This is a genomic window from Cyclobacterium sp. SYSU L10401 (genome assembly GCF_010993705.1).
Lineage (GTDB): Bacteria > Bacteroidota > Bacteroidia > Cytophagales > Cyclobacteriaceae > Cyclobacterium.
Genome location: NZ_WOFO01000016.1, coordinates 36,007 through 56,113 on the forward strand (window position 1 = coordinate 36,007; position 20,107 = coordinate 56,113).

The 20,107-nt window shown below is 45.1% G+C and carries 12 protein-coding genes; 6 read left to right on the forward strand and 6 right to left on the reverse strand.

Translation table 11 applies throughout. The features are described 5' to 3' along the window. Positions 1 to 21: 21 nt before the first annotated feature. The 3 genes from GL182_RS23280 to GL182_RS23290 all read right to left on the reverse strand — a co-directional run bounded on the left by GL182_RS23280 (position 22) and on the right by GL182_RS23290 (position 4,257). Complete coding sequence (locus tag GL182_RS23280; protein ID WP_240469942.1) at positions 22 to 1,674, reverse strand: aminotransferase class V-fold PLP-dependent enzyme; 1,653 nt, start codon at positions 1,672 to 1,674, stop codon at positions 22 to 24. Then, the gene (locus tag GL182_RS23285) at positions 1,643 to 2,866 is read right to left on the reverse strand and encodes an amidohydrolase/deacetylase family metallohydrolase (protein WP_163382318.1); all 1,224 of its coding nucleotides are present in this window, start codon (positions 2,864 to 2,866) and stop codon (positions 1,643 to 1,645) included. The genes GL182_RS23280 and GL182_RS23285 overlap by 32 nt, the downstream gene beginning before the upstream one ends. 107 nt (positions 2,867 to 2,973) lie before the next feature. Further along, positions 2,974 to 4,257 (reverse strand): amidohydrolase/deacetylase family metallohydrolase, encoded by a 1,284-nt coding sequence (locus GL182_RS23290; protein WP_163382320.1) that lies wholly within the window; start codon positions 4,255 to 4,257, stop codon positions 2,974 to 2,976. Between the two features lie 200 nt (positions 4,258 to 4,457). Here GL182_RS23290 and GL182_RS23295 point away from each other — a divergent pair, with 200 nt between their 5' ends. Together GL182_RS23295 and GL182_RS23300 are read left to right on the forward strand one after the other, a co-directional pair. Further along, entirely contained in the window at positions 4,458 to 5,738 is a 1,281-nt protein-coding gene (locus GL182_RS23295) for an Nramp family divalent metal transporter (protein WP_163382322.1), read from the forward strand. A gap of 194 nt (positions 5,739 to 5,932) precedes the next feature. After that, positions 5,933 to 6,649, forward strand: coding sequence for a hypothetical protein (locus GL182_RS23300; RefSeq protein WP_163382324.1), 717 nt, complete (start codon positions 5,933 to 5,935; stop codon positions 6,647 to 6,649). A gap of 124 nt (positions 6,650 to 6,773) precedes the next feature. Here the strand turns inward: GL182_RS23300 and GL182_RS23305 are convergent, their stop codons facing one another. Then, positions 6,774 to 8,528, reverse strand: a complete 1,755-nt coding sequence (locus GL182_RS23305; protein WP_163382326.1) for a PQQ-dependent sugar dehydrogenase — start codon at positions 8,526 to 8,528, stop codon at positions 6,774 to 6,776. 531 nt (positions 8,529 to 9,059) lie between these two features. On the opposite strand from GL182_RS23305, the gene GL182_RS23310 reads away from it, so the two are divergent. From GL182_RS23310 to GL182_RS23320, 3 genes are all read left to right on the forward strand, one after another. Beyond that, complete coding sequence (locus GL182_RS23310; protein ID WP_163382328.1) at positions 9,060 to 12,128, forward strand: SusC/RagA family TonB-linked outer membrane protein; 3,069 nt, start codon at positions 9,060 to 9,062, stop codon at positions 12,126 to 12,128. Between the two features lie 10 nt (positions 12,129 to 12,138). Further along, positions 12,139 to 13,758, forward strand: coding sequence for a SusD/RagB family nutrient-binding outer membrane lipoprotein (locus GL182_RS23315; RefSeq protein ID WP_163382330.1), 1,620 nt, complete (start codon positions 12,139 to 12,141; stop codon positions 13,756 to 13,758). 80 nt (positions 13,759 to 13,838) lie between these two features. Then, positions 13,839 to 17,144: a VCBS repeat-containing protein gene (locus GL182_RS23320; protein ID WP_163382332.1), complete on the forward strand. Its 3,306-nt coding sequence runs from the start codon at positions 13,839 to 13,841 to the stop codon at positions 17,142 to 17,144. A gap of 120 nt (positions 17,145 to 17,264) precedes the next feature. On the opposite strand, the gene GL182_RS23325 is transcribed toward GL182_RS23320, so the two are convergent. Beyond that, positions 17,265 to 18,347: a bile acid:sodium symporter family protein gene (locus tag GL182_RS23325; protein ID WP_240469943.1), complete on the reverse strand. Its 1,083-nt coding sequence runs from the start codon at positions 18,345 to 18,347 to the stop codon at positions 17,265 to 17,267. A gap of 47 nt (positions 18,348 to 18,394) precedes the next feature. Beyond that, positions 18,395 to 18,856, reverse strand: coding sequence for a RidA family protein (locus tag GL182_RS23330; RefSeq protein WP_163382335.1), 462 nt, complete (start codon positions 18,854 to 18,856; stop codon positions 18,395 to 18,397). A 289-nt stretch (positions 18,857 to 19,145) separates the two neighbouring features. On the opposite strand from GL182_RS23330, the gene GL182_RS23335 reads away from it, so the two are divergent. Continuing rightward, entirely contained in the window at positions 19,146 to 20,078 is a 933-nt protein-coding gene (locus GL182_RS23335) for an SMP-30/gluconolactonase/LRE family protein (protein ID WP_240469944.1), read from the forward strand. The last annotated feature ends 29 nt before the right edge of the window (positions 20,079 to 20,107 follow it).

Below are 20,107 nucleotides of genomic sequence, written 5' to 3' on the forward strand. Positions count from 1 at the left end.
TTGGGTTAGGATAAAAGCTTTTCAGGTGGCTAGCGGAGGTCCTGAGGGCACCATTATTTTCTCTTTCCTGGGGCTGCCTTCCGGTCTTTTGGCGGTAAATTCAGCGGTGAGGTATTCCCCCATAAACACTTCTCCTTTCATTTCATTTCCTTCCATTTTACCTGTAAACATAAACGTTACCGAATCCCCCGGTTTACGAAAATTGCTCCGCATTTTAACCGTGTTTCCTTCAATGGTTCCATAAAGGTCCTGGTCAGCAAAATCACTCATGTGGGTACCGTTTAGCCAATTTCCATCCTGCTCCAGCAACCACTTATGGGTGCTTGTACTGCTGAAAAAGGACATGTTCACTTCCCATTTTCCTGAGAGGTTAGCAGCGGGGGCAGTCATGGAAGTATCAACTGCTTTTCTTTTAGCAGAAAGGGTTTGGTGTATCCTGTCTGCGACCACATCAGCTTCTCCGGGCTGCATCTGGTTGGGACTTATGGTTATGGATGTCAGCCCATCCTGATTTCGGCTGCCAACGGCAATCCTGGGCGCTGTTCTTCCGAAAAGCTCAGCTACTTCCTCACCGCTAATATGCAATTGCTCCGGGTCCCAAAGGATCTGAAGCATGGGGGCACGGTTATTCAAGCCACTGGGCTGGTTGATTTGGTGGGTCACTCCCTTGATTTTTGTTGCCCTGTCTGCGATGCTGTTAAGCCATTCCATCCAGGTATCCCATTCCTTATCGTGATCCCTGGTGGTCCAAGCCTCTACAGCGGCCAGCATGCCCAGCATTTCTTCCTTACCTACTTTATTGTCTCTTCCGGGGCCGTGATGGGGAGAGCTGGCTTGCCAGGCAGACAGCATCAGGTCTTTTCTGCCTAGCAGCAACCCGGCGCATTGGGGACCGCAGATGGCCTTTCCCCCGCTGTAGGCCACCATGGTAGCGCCCCTTTCAAAATGCACACAGGGAATGGTCAGGTTTTCTGCTGCTGCATCCATAAGAATGGGAACATTGCTACTTTTTGCAATACGGGCAACATTTTCCAAAGATAAGGGCTGACCTGTATCCGCTCCCCTTCCGGAAATCAGGTAAATCATTGCCGTTTTAGGGTTTATGGCCTTTTCCAGTTCTTCGGGACTATTAACCTCCACTATGGTAACGCCAATATTCCTTACCGCATGGTCGTATACATTTCTGGAATGCCGGGGAATGATAACCTCGGTTTTGTCAAATCCGCTGAGGTCCGGGATTTTTAGTAATTTTTCCGGGTTCCCCCCGGTGACACAAGCCGCTGTGGCATGCTTCATGGCGGCAGCACAACCGGCAGTAATGATACCAAAATCAGCTTTGGTGATAGTTGCCAGCCTTTCCCCTATGGCGAAAGCCAGTTCGTCATATTGCACGAAGTTCTTTGCAGCCGAAGCCATTGCCTGGTGCACCTCAGGTCTTTCTATGGAGCCGCCGATAATGGTGAAGGTCCCCCTGCAATTGATGATGGGTTCTATTCCCAGGGAACGGTAAATGTTCTCATCCAGGGCAAGTGGACCGCTGGATTTATGGGTTTTCTGGCTTCCCATTAAGGGTGACATGCTCATCAGGCCACCACCCATGGGTAGAATTGCCAGATTTTTAATCATTTCTCTTCTGTCCATATCAATAAGTATAATTTTTTGCAGCCAATCCATTCAGGTCATAGACGATTTTTCCACCTTTCATGGTAAGCTCAGTTTCCAATTTATGTTTTCCTTCAATTTTATTTCCTCCGGCATCGATAAAGCCAAAGGCCCCTTCATGTAATTTCAGTAGCGTGAGGTCGGCCACTGCACCTTCACTGAGATGTCCCAGGTCTGTTCGCTGAATGGCCTGCGCAGCCTGCCAGGATGCCCTTTCGATCACCTCGGTTACTTCCATGCCAATATTAATAAATTTGGACATGACATTCAGCATATTTTTCATGCCTGAGTTCATGCTGAAGCGGTGAAGATCGGTGCCGAAGGTGTGGGGACTCAGGCCCTGTTGCACTGCAGGTATGGCCTGGCTGAACCAAAATCCGGCCCCTCCATGACCTACATCGAATAATATACCCCGATCATAAGCTGCTTTTACAAAGCTCCGCAATTGCCCCTGATCATCTACAATGGGCATGCGCTCTTCAATTTCTTCAAAGCTATGGGTTAGGATATCTCCGGGTCTCATTTTTTCCAGCTGTTGGGCCAGGGTGTATTGGGGGAGGTGGCATTCCACCAGCAGGGGCTTGTTGGCCATCTCTGATGCTTTGAGGGCATTTTCAAAGGGTGTCCATTCCGGCCCGGTATAATGACCGATTTTGATGCCCACCAGTATGTCCGGATACTGTTGGAGGGTTTCATAGGCTTTGTCAGGATCCATGTCCTGCAGGTTTTCCTGGTCCGGATTTCCGCTCATACCGGTACCGGCAATATTCAAGAATGCCAATACCCTGGTCTGGGAAGCATCGATGATGTTTTTTTTGAAGGTTTCAATATTCCTCCATCCGGAGGTTCCGGCATCTACCATGGTGGTAATACCCGATCTAAAGGAAAAATCATCCGGGGATACACTTGAAAATCCATCAGCAAAGGTCCTTGCCTTGCTGCCGACAAAAACATGGGTATGCAGGTCAATCAATCCCGGGCTTAGGATTAACCCCGAGGCATCAATAACCTTTTTTGCTTCACCTGAGGGGATACTGGTAGCAACTCTGGCAATTTTTCCAGCCGTAATTCCTACATCCCGGCTGTCCCGAATCCCATTTTTTGCATCGATCAGGTAAGCCCCTTTGATCAATATGTCCAATTGCTGAGCTGGTAGGGGCAGGCTAAGACAGCATATCAGAAAAAAGAGCAGCCATTTTTTCATCTGTTTATAATTTGATTTTTAATGGTCAGATGGAATCTTTGACGATTAAAATAATCATTGCCCTGTGTGTTTAATGATGATTTTAATCGTGTCGATTTCATGTTGATTTATTTACTGCCTAATTCAGTTTCCCAATGCGGAACACTGAGTCCATTCAGGTCCCATACAATTCTCCCTGCCCGGATAGTTAGTTCAGTTTCCAGTTTTTTGTCTCCGTCAATTTTGGTCCTGCGGATATCCTGAAACCCAAAGTTTCCTTCCCTAAGGCTGAACACGGCAATGTCTGCTTCCGAGCCCGGGTCCAGATTCCCCAGGTCTTCCCTGTGGATTACCTGTGCCGGATTCCAGGTGGCCCTGAGGATGACATCTTCCAGGCTGAGTCCCATATTCATGAATTTAGAAAGGAGGTTGGCCATATCCTTAAAGCCTCCGTTCATGCTGTCCTTGTGCAGGTCTGAACTGATCACATCCGGAAGGAAACCTTGCTGAATAGCTGGAATGGCCTGTCGAAAAGAAAAAGCGCCCCCTCCGTGACCCACATCAAAACGTATTCCCCTTTGCTGCGCCTGAAAGACAAAGGGCTTTACTTTCAGGTCTTCATCTACGATGGTTTCCCTGTTATTGGGGCCATAGGAAAAGGTATGCGTGAAGATATCTCCCGGGCGGAGGTGCTGCATAAAAAGGGCTTCTATGGAATTGGGTGGTTGGTGTTCACCAAAATCCACCATTACGGGCACATTGGCCAGGGTTCCCGCCTCTACAGCCAGGTCTACCTGTGTAAAATCTCCCCAGAAATGAGCAGATTTGATGCCTACCAGGATGTCGGGAAACAATCCGGTAATCATATTAGCGGTCATGGTAGGGTTCATGTCCATGACATCCTGCTCCTCAAATCTTCCATACATGCCTGTGCCAACGATGTTGAGCAGGGCCAATATTCGGGTCTGGGATTTGTCAATGGTTTGCTTTTTGAATTCCCGAAAATTTCTCCAACCCGATGATCCCGCATCTACTACCGTCGTAACCCCCGACCTGAAGGTAAAACCATCCGGAGGAAGGCTGGTCAGGCCATCCGCAATGTATGCTTCCGTGTCTGTGCCATGAAATACATGTACATGCATGTCCAATAGACCTGGCGTTACAATGTAACCACTGAGATCAATGGTTTTTTTGGCACTGCCTGCCGGGATATCCTTTTCCACTTTTAGGATAGTTTTGCCGGAAATAGCAATGTCCATGATGCTGTTGATCTCATTCTTGGGATCCAGTACCCGGCCCCCTTTTAATAGTAAATCAATTTCCTGCGCCTGTGCGGACAAACCTAAAAACAAACCAGTACAAAGGAACAGTAAATGCAGGTAAAGGGATTTGGGCGGAGAGATAGCAGTCATGGGTTTCTTTTGAATTCTTCAGGTCGAATGAGATAAGGAAAGTAGGGTTTGCACCATTGTAATTATGGAAATATTGCAAAAATAAATGTTTTAACAAAGGCATATTTTATAAAAATATACACTATCGATATTTTTACTTTTTATTGAGCAGATAAATTTTCAATTTGACATCTCAAAAAAATAAACCTAAATATTGCTCCATGGAAGCTGCTGATAATTCTCCCAAAAACAATTTGTTTCAGAAAATATGGCTTTTCATGCTCGGAATAGGTCCGGGGATATTTTGTATTGGATATACCATCGGCACAGGAAGTGTCACTTCTATGGCTAAGGCGGGCAGTCAGTTCGGCATGCAGCTGCTGTGGGTTTTGGTGCTAAGTTGTATTTTTTCCTGGGTTTTGATGGAAGCATATGGGAGATATGCGGTGATCACTGGCCAAACATCTATATACAGTTTTAAAACAAAACTGAAAGGAGGAAAGGTGATTGCCTATCTGGTAGTGGGGGGGATAATTCTGGCACAATGGAATTCTTTATCCGGAATTCTGGGTTTAAGTGCCAATGCCATCTATGAAATGGTGATCTTGTTTTTCCCGGGCTTATCGGGTGATTCCTATTGGCCGGTATTGGGTATTGCGATCTTGCTGATCCTGCTGATGTATTCCCTGTTGTGGGTAGGGCAGTATTCCTTTTTTGAGAAGGTATTGATCGTCTTTGTGACCATTATGGGTATTTCCTTCATTATTTCCATGTTTGTAGTTCTGCCTGATCCTGCGCAGATGGTCAGGGGTCTTGTTCCTTCTATTCCGGACGTAAGCGGAGGGAAATTGCTGGTGGCAGCCTTTGTAGGGACTACCATGGCGGCGCCTACCTTTGTCGTTCGTCCTTTGCTGATGAAGGGAAAGGGTTGGGGACCTGAGCAAACCGGGGAACAATCCAAGGATGCCCTTACCAGCGCTGTTTTGATGTTGATAATCAACCTTTCTATCATGGCCGCAGCTACCGGAGCTTTATATGCAGAAGGGAAGACCATAGAAAAGGTGATGGATATGGTCTATACCCTGGAGCCCGTAGCAGGTAAATTTGCTGTAGCCTTGTTTATGACCGGGGCATTGAGTGCGGGACTGTCTTCCGTTTTTCCTATTCTGATGGTTGCTCCTTTGTTGGTAGCGGATTATAAGGAGGGTGAATTGGATACCCAATCTATTCGGTTTAAGGTGCTGACAGGAGTAGCTTGCCTGGTAGGACTGACCGTACCCATCCTGGGGGCCAATCCCATTTATGCCCAGATTTTGACCCAGGTAGCAGCTGTTTTTGTGTTGCCCCTGGTTATAGCCTGTATTTTATACCTGATCAATCAGCAAGAACTTATGGGAAGGCACAAAGCCGGGTTTTGGCTGAACCTGGGTTTGGTTGCAGCATTGATTTTTGCCTGTCTGGTTTCTTATACCGGGTATTTGGCTTTGTCGGAATTGATCTGAATCGCTATTCCTGTATCAGCTCATGCACAGGGGCTCTGGCCTTAGTAACGTTGGTACCAAAAGACGGAATCCAAAGGCGGGTGCAGGGTAATCGCCATTTCCTGGGGTCTGACAGGCTATATCTGATTGAGAGGAGTATGGTTGTACGATTTAACTTCCAATTCAACCAAAATGTACTTAAACAATTAGCCAATATGGCTATATTGCAGGTTATGAGAAATATATTTATTTGTTGTAGTATCCTGGTGTTATTCGGATGTTCAAACCCTGGTAATGATCAGGTTGATGTGTCCTACGATGGTGAAATATTTTCCTTTAAATTAGAGGAATTAAAAAATGACGCTTTATCTATTTCCAGTACCAGGGCTTGGGCAGAAGGAAAGGAGTTTATACAGGCAACTGGTGAACTTGATTTCGTTTTTTCTAAAATTTTTAAAGGATTCCAGATTAACATGGGTCCGAAATGGGAGGGTAGAATTTTTAAGCTTACAATTAATTATGCTGAAAGCGAAGGATATCACCAATTTTTCGACGAATTGACAGCACGAATCCAGGACGAAACCCAGATCAATATTTTTTCCGAAATGGGCCTGTTAGACACAAAATGTTTAAAAGTAATAAATAAAGATGATTTGCAGCCTAACAGCTACCAAATTAACCAAGGTGTTTTAGAAAGCTCGGATTTGTCTGAGAAAAAATTAAAAGTTTCGGGAAAAACACTGAATGGTCTAGTGGATGAAATAAACAAGTTGGATCACTTAAAAAGAATCCTTTATAAGGGACTTAATATGGATGTTTACCAATTCGAGCTGGACGTTACCAATGAAACCAGTCTTAATAATTCGTTGCTTCCCTATGGTCTCTCCCTTACGGATTGTGAAGTTGATGCTATGGTTGTCGATATTAAATAGTCAATTACCAGATTCTGCTGACCCAATTTCTGATATAAATTGTGATTCCAGTAATTTTATAGTGTCCGTGGCGTTTTTCGTTTTGACCATGTTCTTTCCTATCAAGGGCCAAAAATCAAACCATCTATTTTGAAATTTCAGCCCTGATATTTGCTACCTCTTCTTTTGAAACAACTGAAGCGTTATTGTCGAAATTCTGCCTTATGAAGGTCAATACTTCTGAAACCTGATCATCGCTTAAAAATTGATGGGCCGGCATTACATTGTCATACAATTCTCCATTGACTTCTATTTCTCCCTCCAGGCCTTCCAGTACCAATTGGATCAGCCGTTTTTTGCTTCCTGTAACCCAGTCTGTTTGTCTTAGACCAGGTATCCTGCCTGTTGCCCCATTGCCATCTCTTTGGTGACATGGCGAGCAATAGGTATTGTATACCCTTTTACCTTCAGGAAGTTGACCTTTATCCAGGTTGTCCGCTTCAGGATGAGGGTTGCGGATATTGGCTACTAATTTTTGTGCTTCCATTTCTTCCAGTTCAGCCTTTCCAAATGAGCCCTTTTCTCCTGTAAAAAAAATACGCCAGATTTTGCCTACCCTTGAATCAGAGACATACAATGAACCATCAGGCCCTTGTGCCAGACCCATTGGCCTGAATTCAGCGTCATTGGTATTGACAATAAGTTCTTTTCCCGCAAACCCATTGGCAAAAACTTCCCAATCTCCTGAGGGTTGCCCGTTTTGAAAGGGTACAAAGGCGACAAAATAACCTGACTGCTGGTATGGAGAGCGGTTAGTAGAGCCATGAAAGGCGATAAAAGCACCATTTTTATACCTGTCGGGAAATTGATCTCCCGTATAAAACAATAAGTCATTGGGAGCCCAGTGGCCGGGGAAACCCATGACCGGATCGTCCATACCAGCACACCTGCCTACCATCTCACCATCCCCTCCGTACTCGGGGGCAAGGACCTTTTTCTTTTTGATCTGGTCATAGTAGCAATAGGGCCAGCCATAGTCTGCTTCCTGGCTTACTTTGATAAACTCTTCCGCAGGCAATACAGCACTTTCCCAGGGAGAAAAGGTTTCAGGGTAAAGCAAGTGCAGGTTGTCTCTGCCATGCATCACCACATAAATGTGATTGTCTACCGGATTAAAGTCCATGGCCACCACGCTGCGTATGCCCGTGGCAAATAATTCACCATCTTTCTGGGTCATTCCCATTTTATCCTTGGGGAATTTCCAGACTCCTCCATGTTCGATCAGTTCGGGACAGGGATCCAGGCCCTGGGATCCGGGAATGCCACCGGGTTTGTTTTCCAAATCCTGGCAGGCGTTGGAGGGGCTTCCAAATGGGACATATAAATTCCCTTCCTGATCAAAGGAAACAGGCTTGGTGATGTGCCAATGAATGCCATGTTCATGGTCATCCGTAAGTACGACCTCCATGGGGCTGTCAGGTACAAGCTGGCCAGGTAATAGCTTGTTCCTGTAGACTACCCTTGCCGAGCTGTAGTAGAGGTACCCATCATGGATTCGCATGCCATTAGCCAGGCTTCCTTCATCTTCATAATCTCCAAAATACCTGATGAGATCTGCCTTGCCATCCCCAGTGGTATCCCTAAGCGCTACATTGCTGCCCATACCTTCCGCATACCTCAATTTTACATAGATGTCACCATTGCCATTGACTGCCAGGTGCCGCCCTTTTCCGATACTGTCTGCTACCACCAGCGCACCAAAGCCCTCCGGTAGCATCAGACCGCCATTATCTGGGTCTGCATCCGGATGGGAAGGGTATGAACTGCAGGATAAAATAAATGAAAATGCCAAGAGGTGAAATATCCTAACACTTGGGGAGGAGGATAGCTTTTGAATCATGATATGCTCGAAACTTTAAATATTAATTGGTGTAAAGCTTAATTTATAACAATAAAGTTTCACATAAATAATAAAAATATATGATTAATTCTAGAATAAAATTTTTTACGAATTAATAAATCTAATTTACCTGCAAAATAAATATATAGTTTTACGATAAAAAGCTCGATTTAATTCGATGAAAATTACAATAACAATAAAAAATTATTTATTTTTAACCTATACTATTGGTGTATTTTTTACATTTCTATCAAGAGGAATTTTCAAAAAATTATTTCAGGCCTTAGGGGTTTGCTTGTAATATAAATTATTCCTAATATTAGCTGTTAATCGCCCCAGCCTAACCGTCTATCAGGCCCATTTGAAGAATAAATCACTATATGGGAAATAATATAATAGGAGTTGTTTTATGAAAATTAAATATTGCTTCGGAAGTATCCGAAAGGTACTGTCTGATTGAGGACAGTTTAGGTTATAGTTAAACATTGGAGTTATTCCATCATCCAATCCATTACAATTGTTCACTTACTTATGAAAAAAAGATTACTTGTTTTATTCCTGGCCTTGTTTGCATTTCAAGCCATGGCCCAGGAGCGTACCGTCACGGGAACCGTGATCGATGCAGAGGCTGATGCCCCTTTACCGGGTGTCAGCATATTGGTAAAAGGAACCAATACAGGTACCATCACCGATATTGATGGTCAATACAGTATCAATGTGCCCGGAGACCAAAGTGTTTTGGTTTTCTCCTATTTGGGATACGGGCAGCAGGAACGCGCTGTCGGCAATAACAGTGAGATCGATGTTTCACTGGCTGCTGAAGAGTCGGCCCTTTCCGAGGTGGTGGTAACCGCTTTCGGTCTGGAAAGGGAAAAGAAAGCCCTTACTTATACTGTTCAGGATGTAAGCACCCGTGAATTGTCAGAAGCCCGGGAATTGAATGTGATGAACTCTCTTTCCGGTAAAGTAGCCGGTCTCTCCATCAACCGTTCAGGAAGCGGTGTAGGCGGATCCACCAGGGTGGTATTGAGAGGTAACCGTTCCATTAGCGGTGACAGCCAGCCCCTTTATATTGTGGATGGTGTGCCTGCCAATGGAATTGAAAACCTCAATCCGGATGATATCGAAAGCATAAACGTGCTTAAAGGACCGAACGCTGCGGCGCTTTACGGTAGCCGGGCCAACAACGGGGCGATTGTGGTGAATACCAAGCGCGGACGCGACGGCGGGTTTCAGGTAAGCCTGAACACTTCCTATATGTTTGATCAGCCCTTGATTTTGGCCAACTTTCAAAACATATACGGTCAGGGAAGCAACGGTAACTATGCTCCGGGATCGGAATTTTCCTGGGGTCCCAGAATGGATGGGTCTTCTGTAGCTCATTGGTCTCCGGATCCTAACAGGCCTCGGGACACCTATTCCTTTTCTCCCCAGCCGGATAACATCAATGATTTTTATCAGACAGGACATAACCTGGCCACTACATTGGCTATCACCGGAGGAAATGAGAGAAATCAAACCTATTTCTCCTATACGTATACAGATGCGGCAGGGGTGGTTCCAGGAAATGAATTGGGCAGGCACAGTATAAATTTAAGGCTGACCAATAAGCTGACTGATAAATTGACTTTGGACTCCAAAATCAACTACATCCGTCAGGACATAAACAACCAGTTGGCACAGGGAGAAAACTTTTCCAACCCCAACCGGCACATCATGCGCTTACCAAGGAACATTGCAACCGAAGATATTTCGGATTTTGAATTTGTAAATCAGAATGGACTGCTCAGACAAAACTATTTCAATCCGGGATCTAACGGAGGCGCCAACCCTTACTGGACCATCAATAGAAACCTGAGGAAGAATACCTCAGACAGGATTGTAGCTTTCTCTTCTTTGAGCTACCAGCTGGCCGAAGGATTGACCATTTTGGGTAGGGCAGCCATGGACAGATCCTTTGGCAACAGCGAAGAGAAACTGTATAACGACAGTTATATCATTGCGCAAAACGGAAGGTTTTCTGTTGGTCAGTCTGAAAATATGGAAATCAATACGGATTTTCTGATCACGTATGAGAAAACCCTGAGTCAGGATTGGTATTTCAATATCAATGCAGGGGGCAACAGCCGGATCAATAGGAATTCAAATTTGAATTCCAATACCGGTCAGAACATGATCGTTCCCAACTTTTTTGCCCTGCAAAATACGCAACAGGTAGTCTCAACTCATGGAGTAGGCTCTCCAAGGGATGTAAATTCACTTTATTCCTTTGCTCAACTGGCCTGGAAAAACGCGATCTTCCTGGACATTACTGCCAGGAATGACTGGTCTTCCACTTTGCCCAGAGACAACTGGTCATTCTTTTACCCTTCTGTAGGATTGAATGCTGTTGTATCTGATCTGGTACAATTTCCGGAATGGTTTACCTTCGCCAAAGTGAGGGGGTCTTTTGCTGAGGTGGGTAACGACACCAGTCCTTATCAGCTGCAAAGAACCGCAGCTTTTGCTGCCGGCGGATTGGGCGGATACCTTTCTTTGAGTACCACCCTCCCCAACGAAAATCTACTGCCGGAAACTACGCAGTCTATAGAATTGGGTGGTGACTTCCGATTCCTGGATAATCGCCTCGGGTTGGACTTCACCTATTACAAGACCAATTCCTTTAATCAATTGTTTACCGTGGCATTACCGGTAGGGTCCGGGGCTTCCAGCTTCTTTACCAACGGTGGAGATGTGCAAAACGAAGGTATTGAGGTGGTTTTTAACATTACTCCGATTAGGAGAGATGATTTCAATTGGGATATTACGGCAAACTTTGCCCGAAACATTTCCATGGTCAATGAGATCAATGACGAACGACCCAGTATCGTGGTAGGTTCCGATTTCCTGAGACAATTCAGGGTAGAGGAAGGTGAAATGTTTGGAGAAGTTTATTCCAGGGGATACCTGAGAGATGATCAGGGAAGGGTAATTGTAGGCGAAAACGGTGTACCCAGAACTACTCCAGGATTTACTGTTCGTGTAGCCAATTACAACCCGATCTGGATGGGAGGAATACAGAACTCATTCAGCTATAAAAATTTCAGGGCCAACTTTACTATTGATTTCCGACAGGGAGGAAGTATTGCTTCCTTGACCAATGCGATCATCTATGCTGATGGTATGACGGAAGAAACCCTGCAGGGAAGAGATGGGGGTTTGGTTTTCGGAGAAAACTTCATGGAACATGAAACTGCCGTAAGGGAAACAGAAGATGGTACTTATGTTCCCAATGACATAGAAACCACCGCTGAATTATTTTGGGTAAATATGGGCGGTAGAAATGCCCCTATTGGTGAAGTGTTCTCCTATTCTGCTACCAATGTTCGGATGCGGGAAGCTGTGATCGGATATACCATTCCGGCAGCAAAATTAGAAGGCTTGCCCTTAAATAGTGTAAGCATCAATTTCGTTGCGAGAAACTTGTTTTTCTTCCTGAACGAAGCAGGAAACATTGACCCTGATGTGACGGTTGGAACCGCAGCATCTGCCCAGGGATTTGATTCATTCGGCCCTCCAACGGCAAGATCCTTTGGTTTCAATCTTAATTTAGGATTTTAAAAATATTAAAATGATGAAAATATCTAAAATAGCGATGGGTTTATCCCTTGCAGCCCTTTCATTGGGAGCCTGTACGGAAAACTTTGAAGAGTTGAATACCCAGCCGAATGCCATTGTAGCATCCAATTTGGATATTGGTTTGTTAGGTCAGGCATTTGCCAATGCCCAGGGCAGGGCCATGTACCTGGCCCCGGGTGGAAGTACAGCCGGTTTCCAGACAGCCCAAAGTTTGTTTGCCGATTTGTATGCCCAATACTTTGCTACCACGCAGGTAAATTTTGACTCAGACCGACATGTTCAGGTGGGTGGATGGTCCAATGGTGCCTGGAATTACTTCTATGGACAAGCGGCACCGGTCATTCAGTTTGTGGAAGAGTTTACCGAAGAAAACGAACTTCCCCTGGAAAATGCTTTTATCAAGGTTTGGAAAGTGAACGCCTATCATCGGATTTCTGATTACTGGGGACCGATCATCTATTCTTCATTCGGAAACGGTGAGACCGTTGTTCCCTACGATTCCCAGGAAGAGGTTTACAGGGATTTATTTCAGGTTTTGGACGAGGCAGTGGCGGTACTGAAGCAAAATACCGGTGGAAGTGCCTTTGTGGGGCATGACCAGATCTTCGGTGGCTCAGCGGACAAATGGCTGACTTATGCCAATTCCCTGAGATTGCGACTGGCCATGCGGGTAAAATATATAGATCCTGCCCTTTCCCAATCAGAGGCTGAAAAGGCCGTAGCTGATGGGGTGATGGAATCCAATGACGACAGTGCTTTTATCACCACTACCATTAACTCCCGAAATCCTTATTGGATCATTACCAATTGGGGAGAATTCAGAATGAGTGCTTTGATGGAAAGTGTGATGGTAGGGTATGATGATCCGCGTACCGGTGTATATTTCAGCGAAACAGTTGATTACCAGGAAGACGGTGAAGGACCTCCCTATAAGGGGTTGAGAAACGGACTGTCCCGTGAAGACTTGGGAGAAACAGGCTGGAACAGTGCACATTCTGATATGGGTGCCATTTTTCTTAATGAAGGTAGAGGAGGAAGTTCTGCCGGAGAGCCCTGGAGGGTTTTGAGTGCAGCTGAAGTTCAGTTTTTATTGGCTGAGGGTGCGTTGGAAGGCTGGGCCATGGGAGGTTCGGCACAGGAATTTTATGAAAAAGGCATAGAATTGTCCATGTCTGAGCCTAGAATCGGAGCAGATCCTGCAGCCATACAAGATTACATAAGTAGTGGTAATACTCCTAAAGCGGTCACCTTTCCAAACAATCCTGAGTGGAACCTTGACCCCAATTCCAATGTACCTGTAGCCTTTTTGACTAATGGCGACAAGGAAGCCCAGCTGGAACAAATTTGTACCCAAAAGTGGATAGCCATCTATCCAGACGGATGGGAAGCCTGGGCAGAACTGAGAAGGACCAATTATCCTACCCCTTATCCCAGACTAAATTCTGACAATGAAGATGCGCCGGCTGATGAAGTGATGCCAAGGTTGATCTTTGTACAGGGTGAATATGATAACAATGCGGAAGCAGTTGAGGCGGCTGAACAGTTGCCGGAATTGACAAGCAGGGGAGGCAATACCAACGGCACCAAGTTATGGTGGGATGCCAAGCCATAATAATATTTCATTTTACTTCTTTAATAAAAAGTGCCGTTCATAGCGGCACTTTTTTTAGTTTTACAGCAAATTGGCAAGAGATGATGTACCCTTTCCGCTCCTTATGTTTTCTTTGTATTACTTTGATTGCGATTTCATGTACAAAAGAAAATCCCAATGCCTTGTTTACGGAATTGGCTTCCAGTGATACAGGCATTGATTTCAAAAATCTGGTGAAGGAATCGGATGAATTCAACGTGTTGACTTATGGCTATTTTTATCAGGGAGGCGGACTGGCTGTTGGAGACATCAATAATGACGGCTTGCCGGATATTTATTTTACCGGCAATATGATGGCCAGCAAATTGTACCTGAATAAGGGTGATTTTGAGTTTGAAGACATTACGGAATCAGCCGGCGTTGCAGCTGCTGGCTTGTGGAACACCGGAACTACCATGGCTGATGTCAATGGTGATGGCTTTTTAGATATTTATATTTGCCGGTCTGCTGCCAATGATCCCAATAACCGGAAAAATCTGCTTTTTATCAACCAGGGAGACCTGACTTTCAGAGAGGAGGCTGCGGAATTTGGTCTCGATGATCCGGGTTATTCCACCCAGGCTTCTTTTTTTGACTATGACAATGATGGTGACCTGGACATGTTTTTACTGAACCATTCCACGCAGGAGTATGCCGGATTCAGTAGAATTGATGGTTCTTTTAAAAAGAGGACCGGAGCTTATTTAGGAGATAAATTGTACCGGAATGATGGAGGCACTTTTACAGATGTCACCCGGGAAAGTGGCATCATAGACAATGTCCTTGGCTTTGGTCTGGCCGTTGCTGTAAGTGATTTTAATGACGACGGATGGCTGGACATCTATGTGAGCAACGATTACAATGAAGAGGATTACCTGTATTACAACCAACAGGATGGGACATTTGAAGAAGAAGTAAGAGAGCACATGGGACATGTTTCCCTTTTTTCCATGGGTGCCGATGCCGCCGACCTGAACAATGACCTGCTGCCTGATTTGCTCACCATGGATATGATGCCGGAATTCAATTTTAACCAGAAATCCATTCTTGGCCCGGAAAATTATGACAAGTACCGGGAGCTATTGAACAAGGGTTTTCATGCGCAATCCATGCGTAACATGTTACAGCTCAATCAGGGAGAGGGCAATTTTATTGAACTGGGGCATTATAGCGGCATTGCCCATTCGGATTGGAGTTGGGCCGTATTGGCGGCGGATTTTGATAATGATGGATGGAAAGACATTTTCATCAGTAACGGATATGCCAGAAATTACCTGGACATGGATTTTTTGAATTATATGGTCAGCGAAAGAATCAAATCCAACCAATCCGGGAAGGAAGAAGCCCTGACTGATTTGATCGATAAAATGCCTCCTATTTATGTGAGGAATTACCTGTACCATAACCAGGGCGACCTAACGTTTAAAAACAAAGCCCTGGAATGGGGACTGGGTAAGGAAACAGTTTCCAATGCGTCTGCTTATGCCGATCTGGATGGGGATGGAGACCTGGACCTGATTGTTTGCCATACCAATGAGCCTGTAAGTATTTACCGGAACAATAGTGAAAGGCTTTTTGATCACGATTACCTGAAAATAAAGCTGAAAGGAAATGTGGGGAATACCTCTGGCATAGGAGCTAAAGTCGTCCTTCATGCCGACGGACAAAGTTTTCACCAGGAATTGATACCCGTCCGTGGCTATCAATCTTCTGTGGATCATGAATTGGTTTTCGGTTTGGGCAGTAAGGATGGGGTGGACAGCCTGGAGGTCTGGTGGCCCGGGAGCGGGTACCAGGTGATCCATCATCTGGACGTGAACCAGACGGTTATTCTGGATCAAGACGAAGCACAGGTACAACCAGAGACCGGCAGGGTGGAGGAAAAATGGCTTTTGGAAGTGGAAGATGCCCTTGGTTTGGATTTTGTTCATCAGGAAAGTAGTTTCCTGGACTTTACCCAGGACAGGTTGATGCCTCATACCATGGGATCTTTTGGACCAAAGTTGGCCATTGCAGATGTCAATGGTGATGGGTTGGAGGACCTGTTTATAGGGGGAGGCAAGGATCAGGCAGGTAAACTATTTTTGCAGGATCCATCCGGTAGATTTTCTGTATCCAGGCAGGCTGCCCTCGAAGCGGATAGTCTGGCTACTGATACAGATGCGGTCTGGCTAGACGCCAATGGAGATGGATACCCTGACCTGTATGTGGTCAGTGGAGGGGTGGATTTTTCTGAGGGTCACCCAGCCTATCAGGATCGCTTGTACCTGAACGACGGTAGGGGGAACCTTAAGCGAGCGGATAATGCACTTCCGGAAATGCCTGTCAGTGGAATCGCCGTATCGGTAGCTGATATCAACGGGGATGGTCAGCCTGATTTATTTGTAGGAGGCAGGTATTTGCCAGGAAAATATCCGGAACCTCCAAGAAGTTACTTGTTGCTAAATGATGGAAATGGCCATTTCAGCGATGTGACCGCCCGGTACAGCAAGGAACTGCTATCACCAGGCCTTGTAAGTGCTGCTTGTTTTGCAGATACCGATGGAGATGGTCAGAGCGAACTGGTTTTGGCCGGTGAATGGATGGGCATTCAGGTTTACAAACAAGATGGGGAGAGCTTTAAGGCCATCCATGAAGAACTTACCGAACAAACCAAAGGTTGGTGGCTGAGCCTTCACCTGGCCGATATGGATGGGGACGGGGATGTGGATATATTTGCGGGTAATTACGGTAAGAATACAGTCTATCAGTCCAGCCCGGAACAGCCCATGCAGGTTATTTTTAAGGATTTTGATAATAATGGTCGTACCGACCCCATAGTGACCTACTATAAGGCAGACACCAATGCTTTTGCATTTAGCAGGGATGAAATGATTGGACAGCTGCCCATGATGAAGGGAAAATTTCCGGATTACCGTTCCTTTGCCAGGGCTGGGGTGAATGATATACTGGAGGCATTGGGAACAGGCGGTGCCGACACATTAACCGCCTTCCGTCTGGAATCTTTGTTTTTGGAAAATGATGGGAAGGGTAAATTTACAGAAAAGCAGTTACCTGCAGCCATCCAGTTTTCCCCGCTTTATGCCGTGGAGGAAACCCATATTCAGCCTCAGAAAAATCCAGTTTGGCTTACCGGTGGGAACTTGAGCAAGACCAGGGTAAGTACCGGCAGGTTGGATGCCAATCCGGGCTTTGCATTTATTCAGGATGAATCTGAAAACTGGAAAATACTACCTCAGGCAGCAACAGGCTTGCATGTCCCCGGGGAGGTCAGGGATATAAAAGAGCTGAAGGTTCAGGGTAAAAGATATTATATATTTGCTCAAAACAATGGCAGAGTCAGGGTCTTCACTCCCGGAAAGGAATAATAGGGGTGCAATTTTTTTAAGCTTTTTTAAAACATTAACCTATTACAAAATCTTAATCTTTTCCAAAGTTTAAAACTTTGGAAAAGGTAAGTAGTTAGGTCGGTTATAACAAATTTGGATTTATTCTTTTGGAGGTTTTCGGTGCCAGTAGGAGGCCAGTACAGACCCGGTAATGTTCATCAAAGGTCCAAAAACAGCAGGAGCAAGACCTACAGTGGCAATTTTGCCCATCTCCTTGGCCAGACCGGAAGCCAGTCCGCCATTTTGCATGCCCACTTCCAGGGCTACGGTACGGGCATCTTTTTCGGAAAGTCCCAGCCATTTGCTGACCCAGAAACCCAGGTTATAGCCCATGACATTATGGATGAACACCAAAATGATCAACAAACCGCCAATATCCAACAGACTGTCCCTTCCGGCGGCCGTTATGATAACGATGATCACTCCGATGCCAATCATGGATACCAATGGCATGGCATCATCCAGCCATTTGGCTTTTCCGCTCAAAAACCTGTTAAACAATAAGCCTGCGCCTATAGGTAGAATCACCATTTTGATGATGCTCCACATCATGTCCAAGACGTCAATTTCTACAAACTCTCCTGCGAGGAGTTTCATTAAAAGGGGGGTCATAAATGGGGCCAGCAAGGTGGAAATCGCAGTAATGGTAATAGAAAGGGCCAGATTGGCTTTGGCCAAATAACTCATCACGTTTGAAGCCAGTCCACTGGGCGAACAGCCGATCAATACCAGTCCGGCGGCTATTTCAGCAGGGAATTGGCTCAGGCTGGCAAGGATAAAACCCAGGACAGGCATGATGGTAAACTGAGAAAGCAATCCAATAAAGACCCCTCTGGGCATTTTGGCTACTCCGGCAAAATCTTTTATAGACATGGATGTTCCCATACCAAACATAATGATTTGAATCAGGGGAGTGATCAGGTTGCTGTATGCATATCCTTTGTATTCAACAAAATATTCCGGATAATACATGGCTGCTGTCACCCCGGCAAAAATCATGGTAGTATAGGTAAAACCTTTCAGTTTTTGAAAACCACGGAAACCAATACCAAGAAAAACAAAAAACAGGATAAGGACCGGACCTGTATCCGCAATCATTCCCGAGATGATCATAATGAAAGCAAGGAGCAGGCACAAAAGTCCTGCTCCTATGATGGATTTGAAAAGTTTTTCGTTTTTCAAGGTAATTTGGGTTTTATTAGACCGGATTTAAATTTAATGTATAGCTACTATATATAAGCGATGCAGTCCATTTCGACCAGAGAATCTCCAGGTACACCGCCGTAGGTGGCTACTGTGGTGCGAACGGGTGGCTTACTCCCAAACCTTCCCCTGAAAACCTCATTCATGCCCTTGTAATCATTTAAGTCATGCAGGTAAACATTTACTTTAAGGACTTTTTCCATGGAACTTCCCGCTTTGACCAATTCTTTTTCCAGTTCCTTGAGCACATGGTCCGTATGGGCTTTGATATCTCCCTCAAAATGAGCTCCCTTACCCGCTATATATACGGTGTTTCCCAATTTGGTGGCTCCCGAAAATAGGGGCACATCCTGCTCTTCCTGTATGTTAAATGCTTCTTTTTCAGGGGCAGCATCCGCATTGGCGTGGGCTACAGTTCCTACTCCTGCAATTCCGGCAAGTGAGGCAAATAATTTTTTGATGGTACTTCTTCTTTTCATCTTTTCCATGATTGTGGGTATCGATTTATGGTAAGCATTAAAACCATTGAATATATGGCAATAAATTTTTTTCTCCAAATACTTCAGGGACAATGCCCCGGAGATAGGTTCAGACGGACAATCTATTGGTTGAAATTAAAAGGTTGAAGGCAGCCCCTGGTTCAGCGAAATTTTTGCTTCTTATGACATGTATTTATCGTTTATTTTTATGTAAATTCACTTTATGCCAGAAGGCTCATTACTGCTATTTTTGGTATCATAGGAAATTTAAAATTTTGTTTTATAAATATCATTCTACATGTTACTAACAAAAGAAAAACCCTGGTTTATGCTGCTTTTTATTTGTACACTGGTAGCCTGTGCCGGAAAAAACGAAAATAATAATGCTGTAAATATGATAGAACAGGAAGAATTTTATAAGAGTGAGCCATTTACCAGCAATGGTGAATTTACTTCCGGGATAGAAGGACCTGCGGTAGACAAGGAAGGAAATGTTTATGTGGTAAACTTTGGAGAGGCGGGTACCATAGGTAAGGTTACTCCCGACGGGGAGGCCAGCCTGTTTGTTACACTGCCAGAAGGTAGTACGGGAAATGGCATTCGCTTCAACAGCCAGGGAGAGATGCTGATAGCAGATTATACCGGTCATAATGTATTGAAAGTGGACATGCAATCCCGGGAGGTATCCGTTTATGCGCACCATGATGGATTAAATCAGCCAAACGACCTGGCTATCATGGATAATGATATCTTATTTGCCAGTGATCCTAACTGGGGAGAAAGTACCGGGCAAATCTGGCGGGTAGGTCTGGATGGTCAGTTTGTGCTTTTGGAAACTGATATGGGCACCACAAATGGCATAGAGGTCAGTCCTGACAACAAGACCCTTTATGTCAATGAATCAGTGCAGCTGAGCGTCTGGGCTTATGACCTGGATGAAGAGGGTAATATTTCCAATAAACGTTTGATCCATACTTTTGATGACTTTGGAATGGATGGCATGCGTACGGATGTAAAAGGTAACTTGTTCATCACAAGGCATGGAAAGGGGACCATTGTCAAATTGTCTCCGGATGGGGAGTTATTGAGAGAATTTGCAGTATCTGGAAAAAAACCCTCCAATATTGCCTTTGGAGGGACGGACGGAAAAATGGCTTATGTTACCCTTCAGGATAATGGTAACATAGATCGGTTTAGGTCAGAAAATGCAGGCAGAGCTTTTGGCCAATGAGAGTCAGGACAGGGGCGTTATTTATTTTT

Bases quoted from the DNA above. Each gene is read 5' to 3' on its own strand.
- GL182_RS23280 (WP_240469942.1), bottom strand. From the start codon at position 1,674: ATGGATTGGCTGCAAAAAATTATACTTATTGATATGGACAGAAGAGAA.
- GL182_RS23285 (WP_163382318.1), bottom strand. From the start codon at position 2,866: ATGAAAAAATGGCTGCTCTTTTTTCTGATATGCTGTCTTAGCCTGCCC.
- GL182_RS23290 (WP_163382320.1), bottom strand. From the start codon at position 4,257: ATGACTGCTATCTCTCCGCCCAAATCCCTTTACCTGCATTTACTGTTC.
- GL182_RS23295 (WP_163382322.1), top strand. From the start codon at position 4,458: ATGGAAGCTGCTGATAATTCTCCCAAAAACAATTTGTTTCAGAAAATA.
- GL182_RS23300 (WP_163382324.1), top strand. From the start codon at position 5,933: ATGGCTATATTGCAGGTTATGAGAAATATATTTATTTGTTGTAGTATC.
- GL182_RS23305 (WP_163382326.1), bottom strand. From the start codon at position 8,528: ATGATTCAAAAGCTATCCTCCTCCCCAAGTGTTAGGATATTTCACCTC.
- GL182_RS23310 (WP_163382328.1), top strand. From the start codon at position 9,060: ATGAAAAAAAGATTACTTGTTTTATTCCTGGCCTTGTTTGCATTTCAA.
- GL182_RS23315 (WP_163382330.1), top strand. From the start codon at position 12,139: ATGATGAAAATATCTAAAATAGCGATGGGTTTATCCCTTGCAGCCCTT.
- GL182_RS23320 (WP_163382332.1), top strand. From the start codon at position 13,839: ATGATGTACCCTTTCCGCTCCTTATGTTTTCTTTGTATTACTTTGATT.
- GL182_RS23330 (WP_163382335.1), bottom strand. From the start codon at position 18,856: ATGGAAAAGATGAAAAGAAGAAGTACCATCAAAAAATTATTTGCCTCA.
- GL182_RS23335 (WP_240469944.1), top strand. From the start codon at position 19,146: ATGTTACTAACAAAAGAAAAACCCTGGTTTATGCTGCTTTTTATTTGT.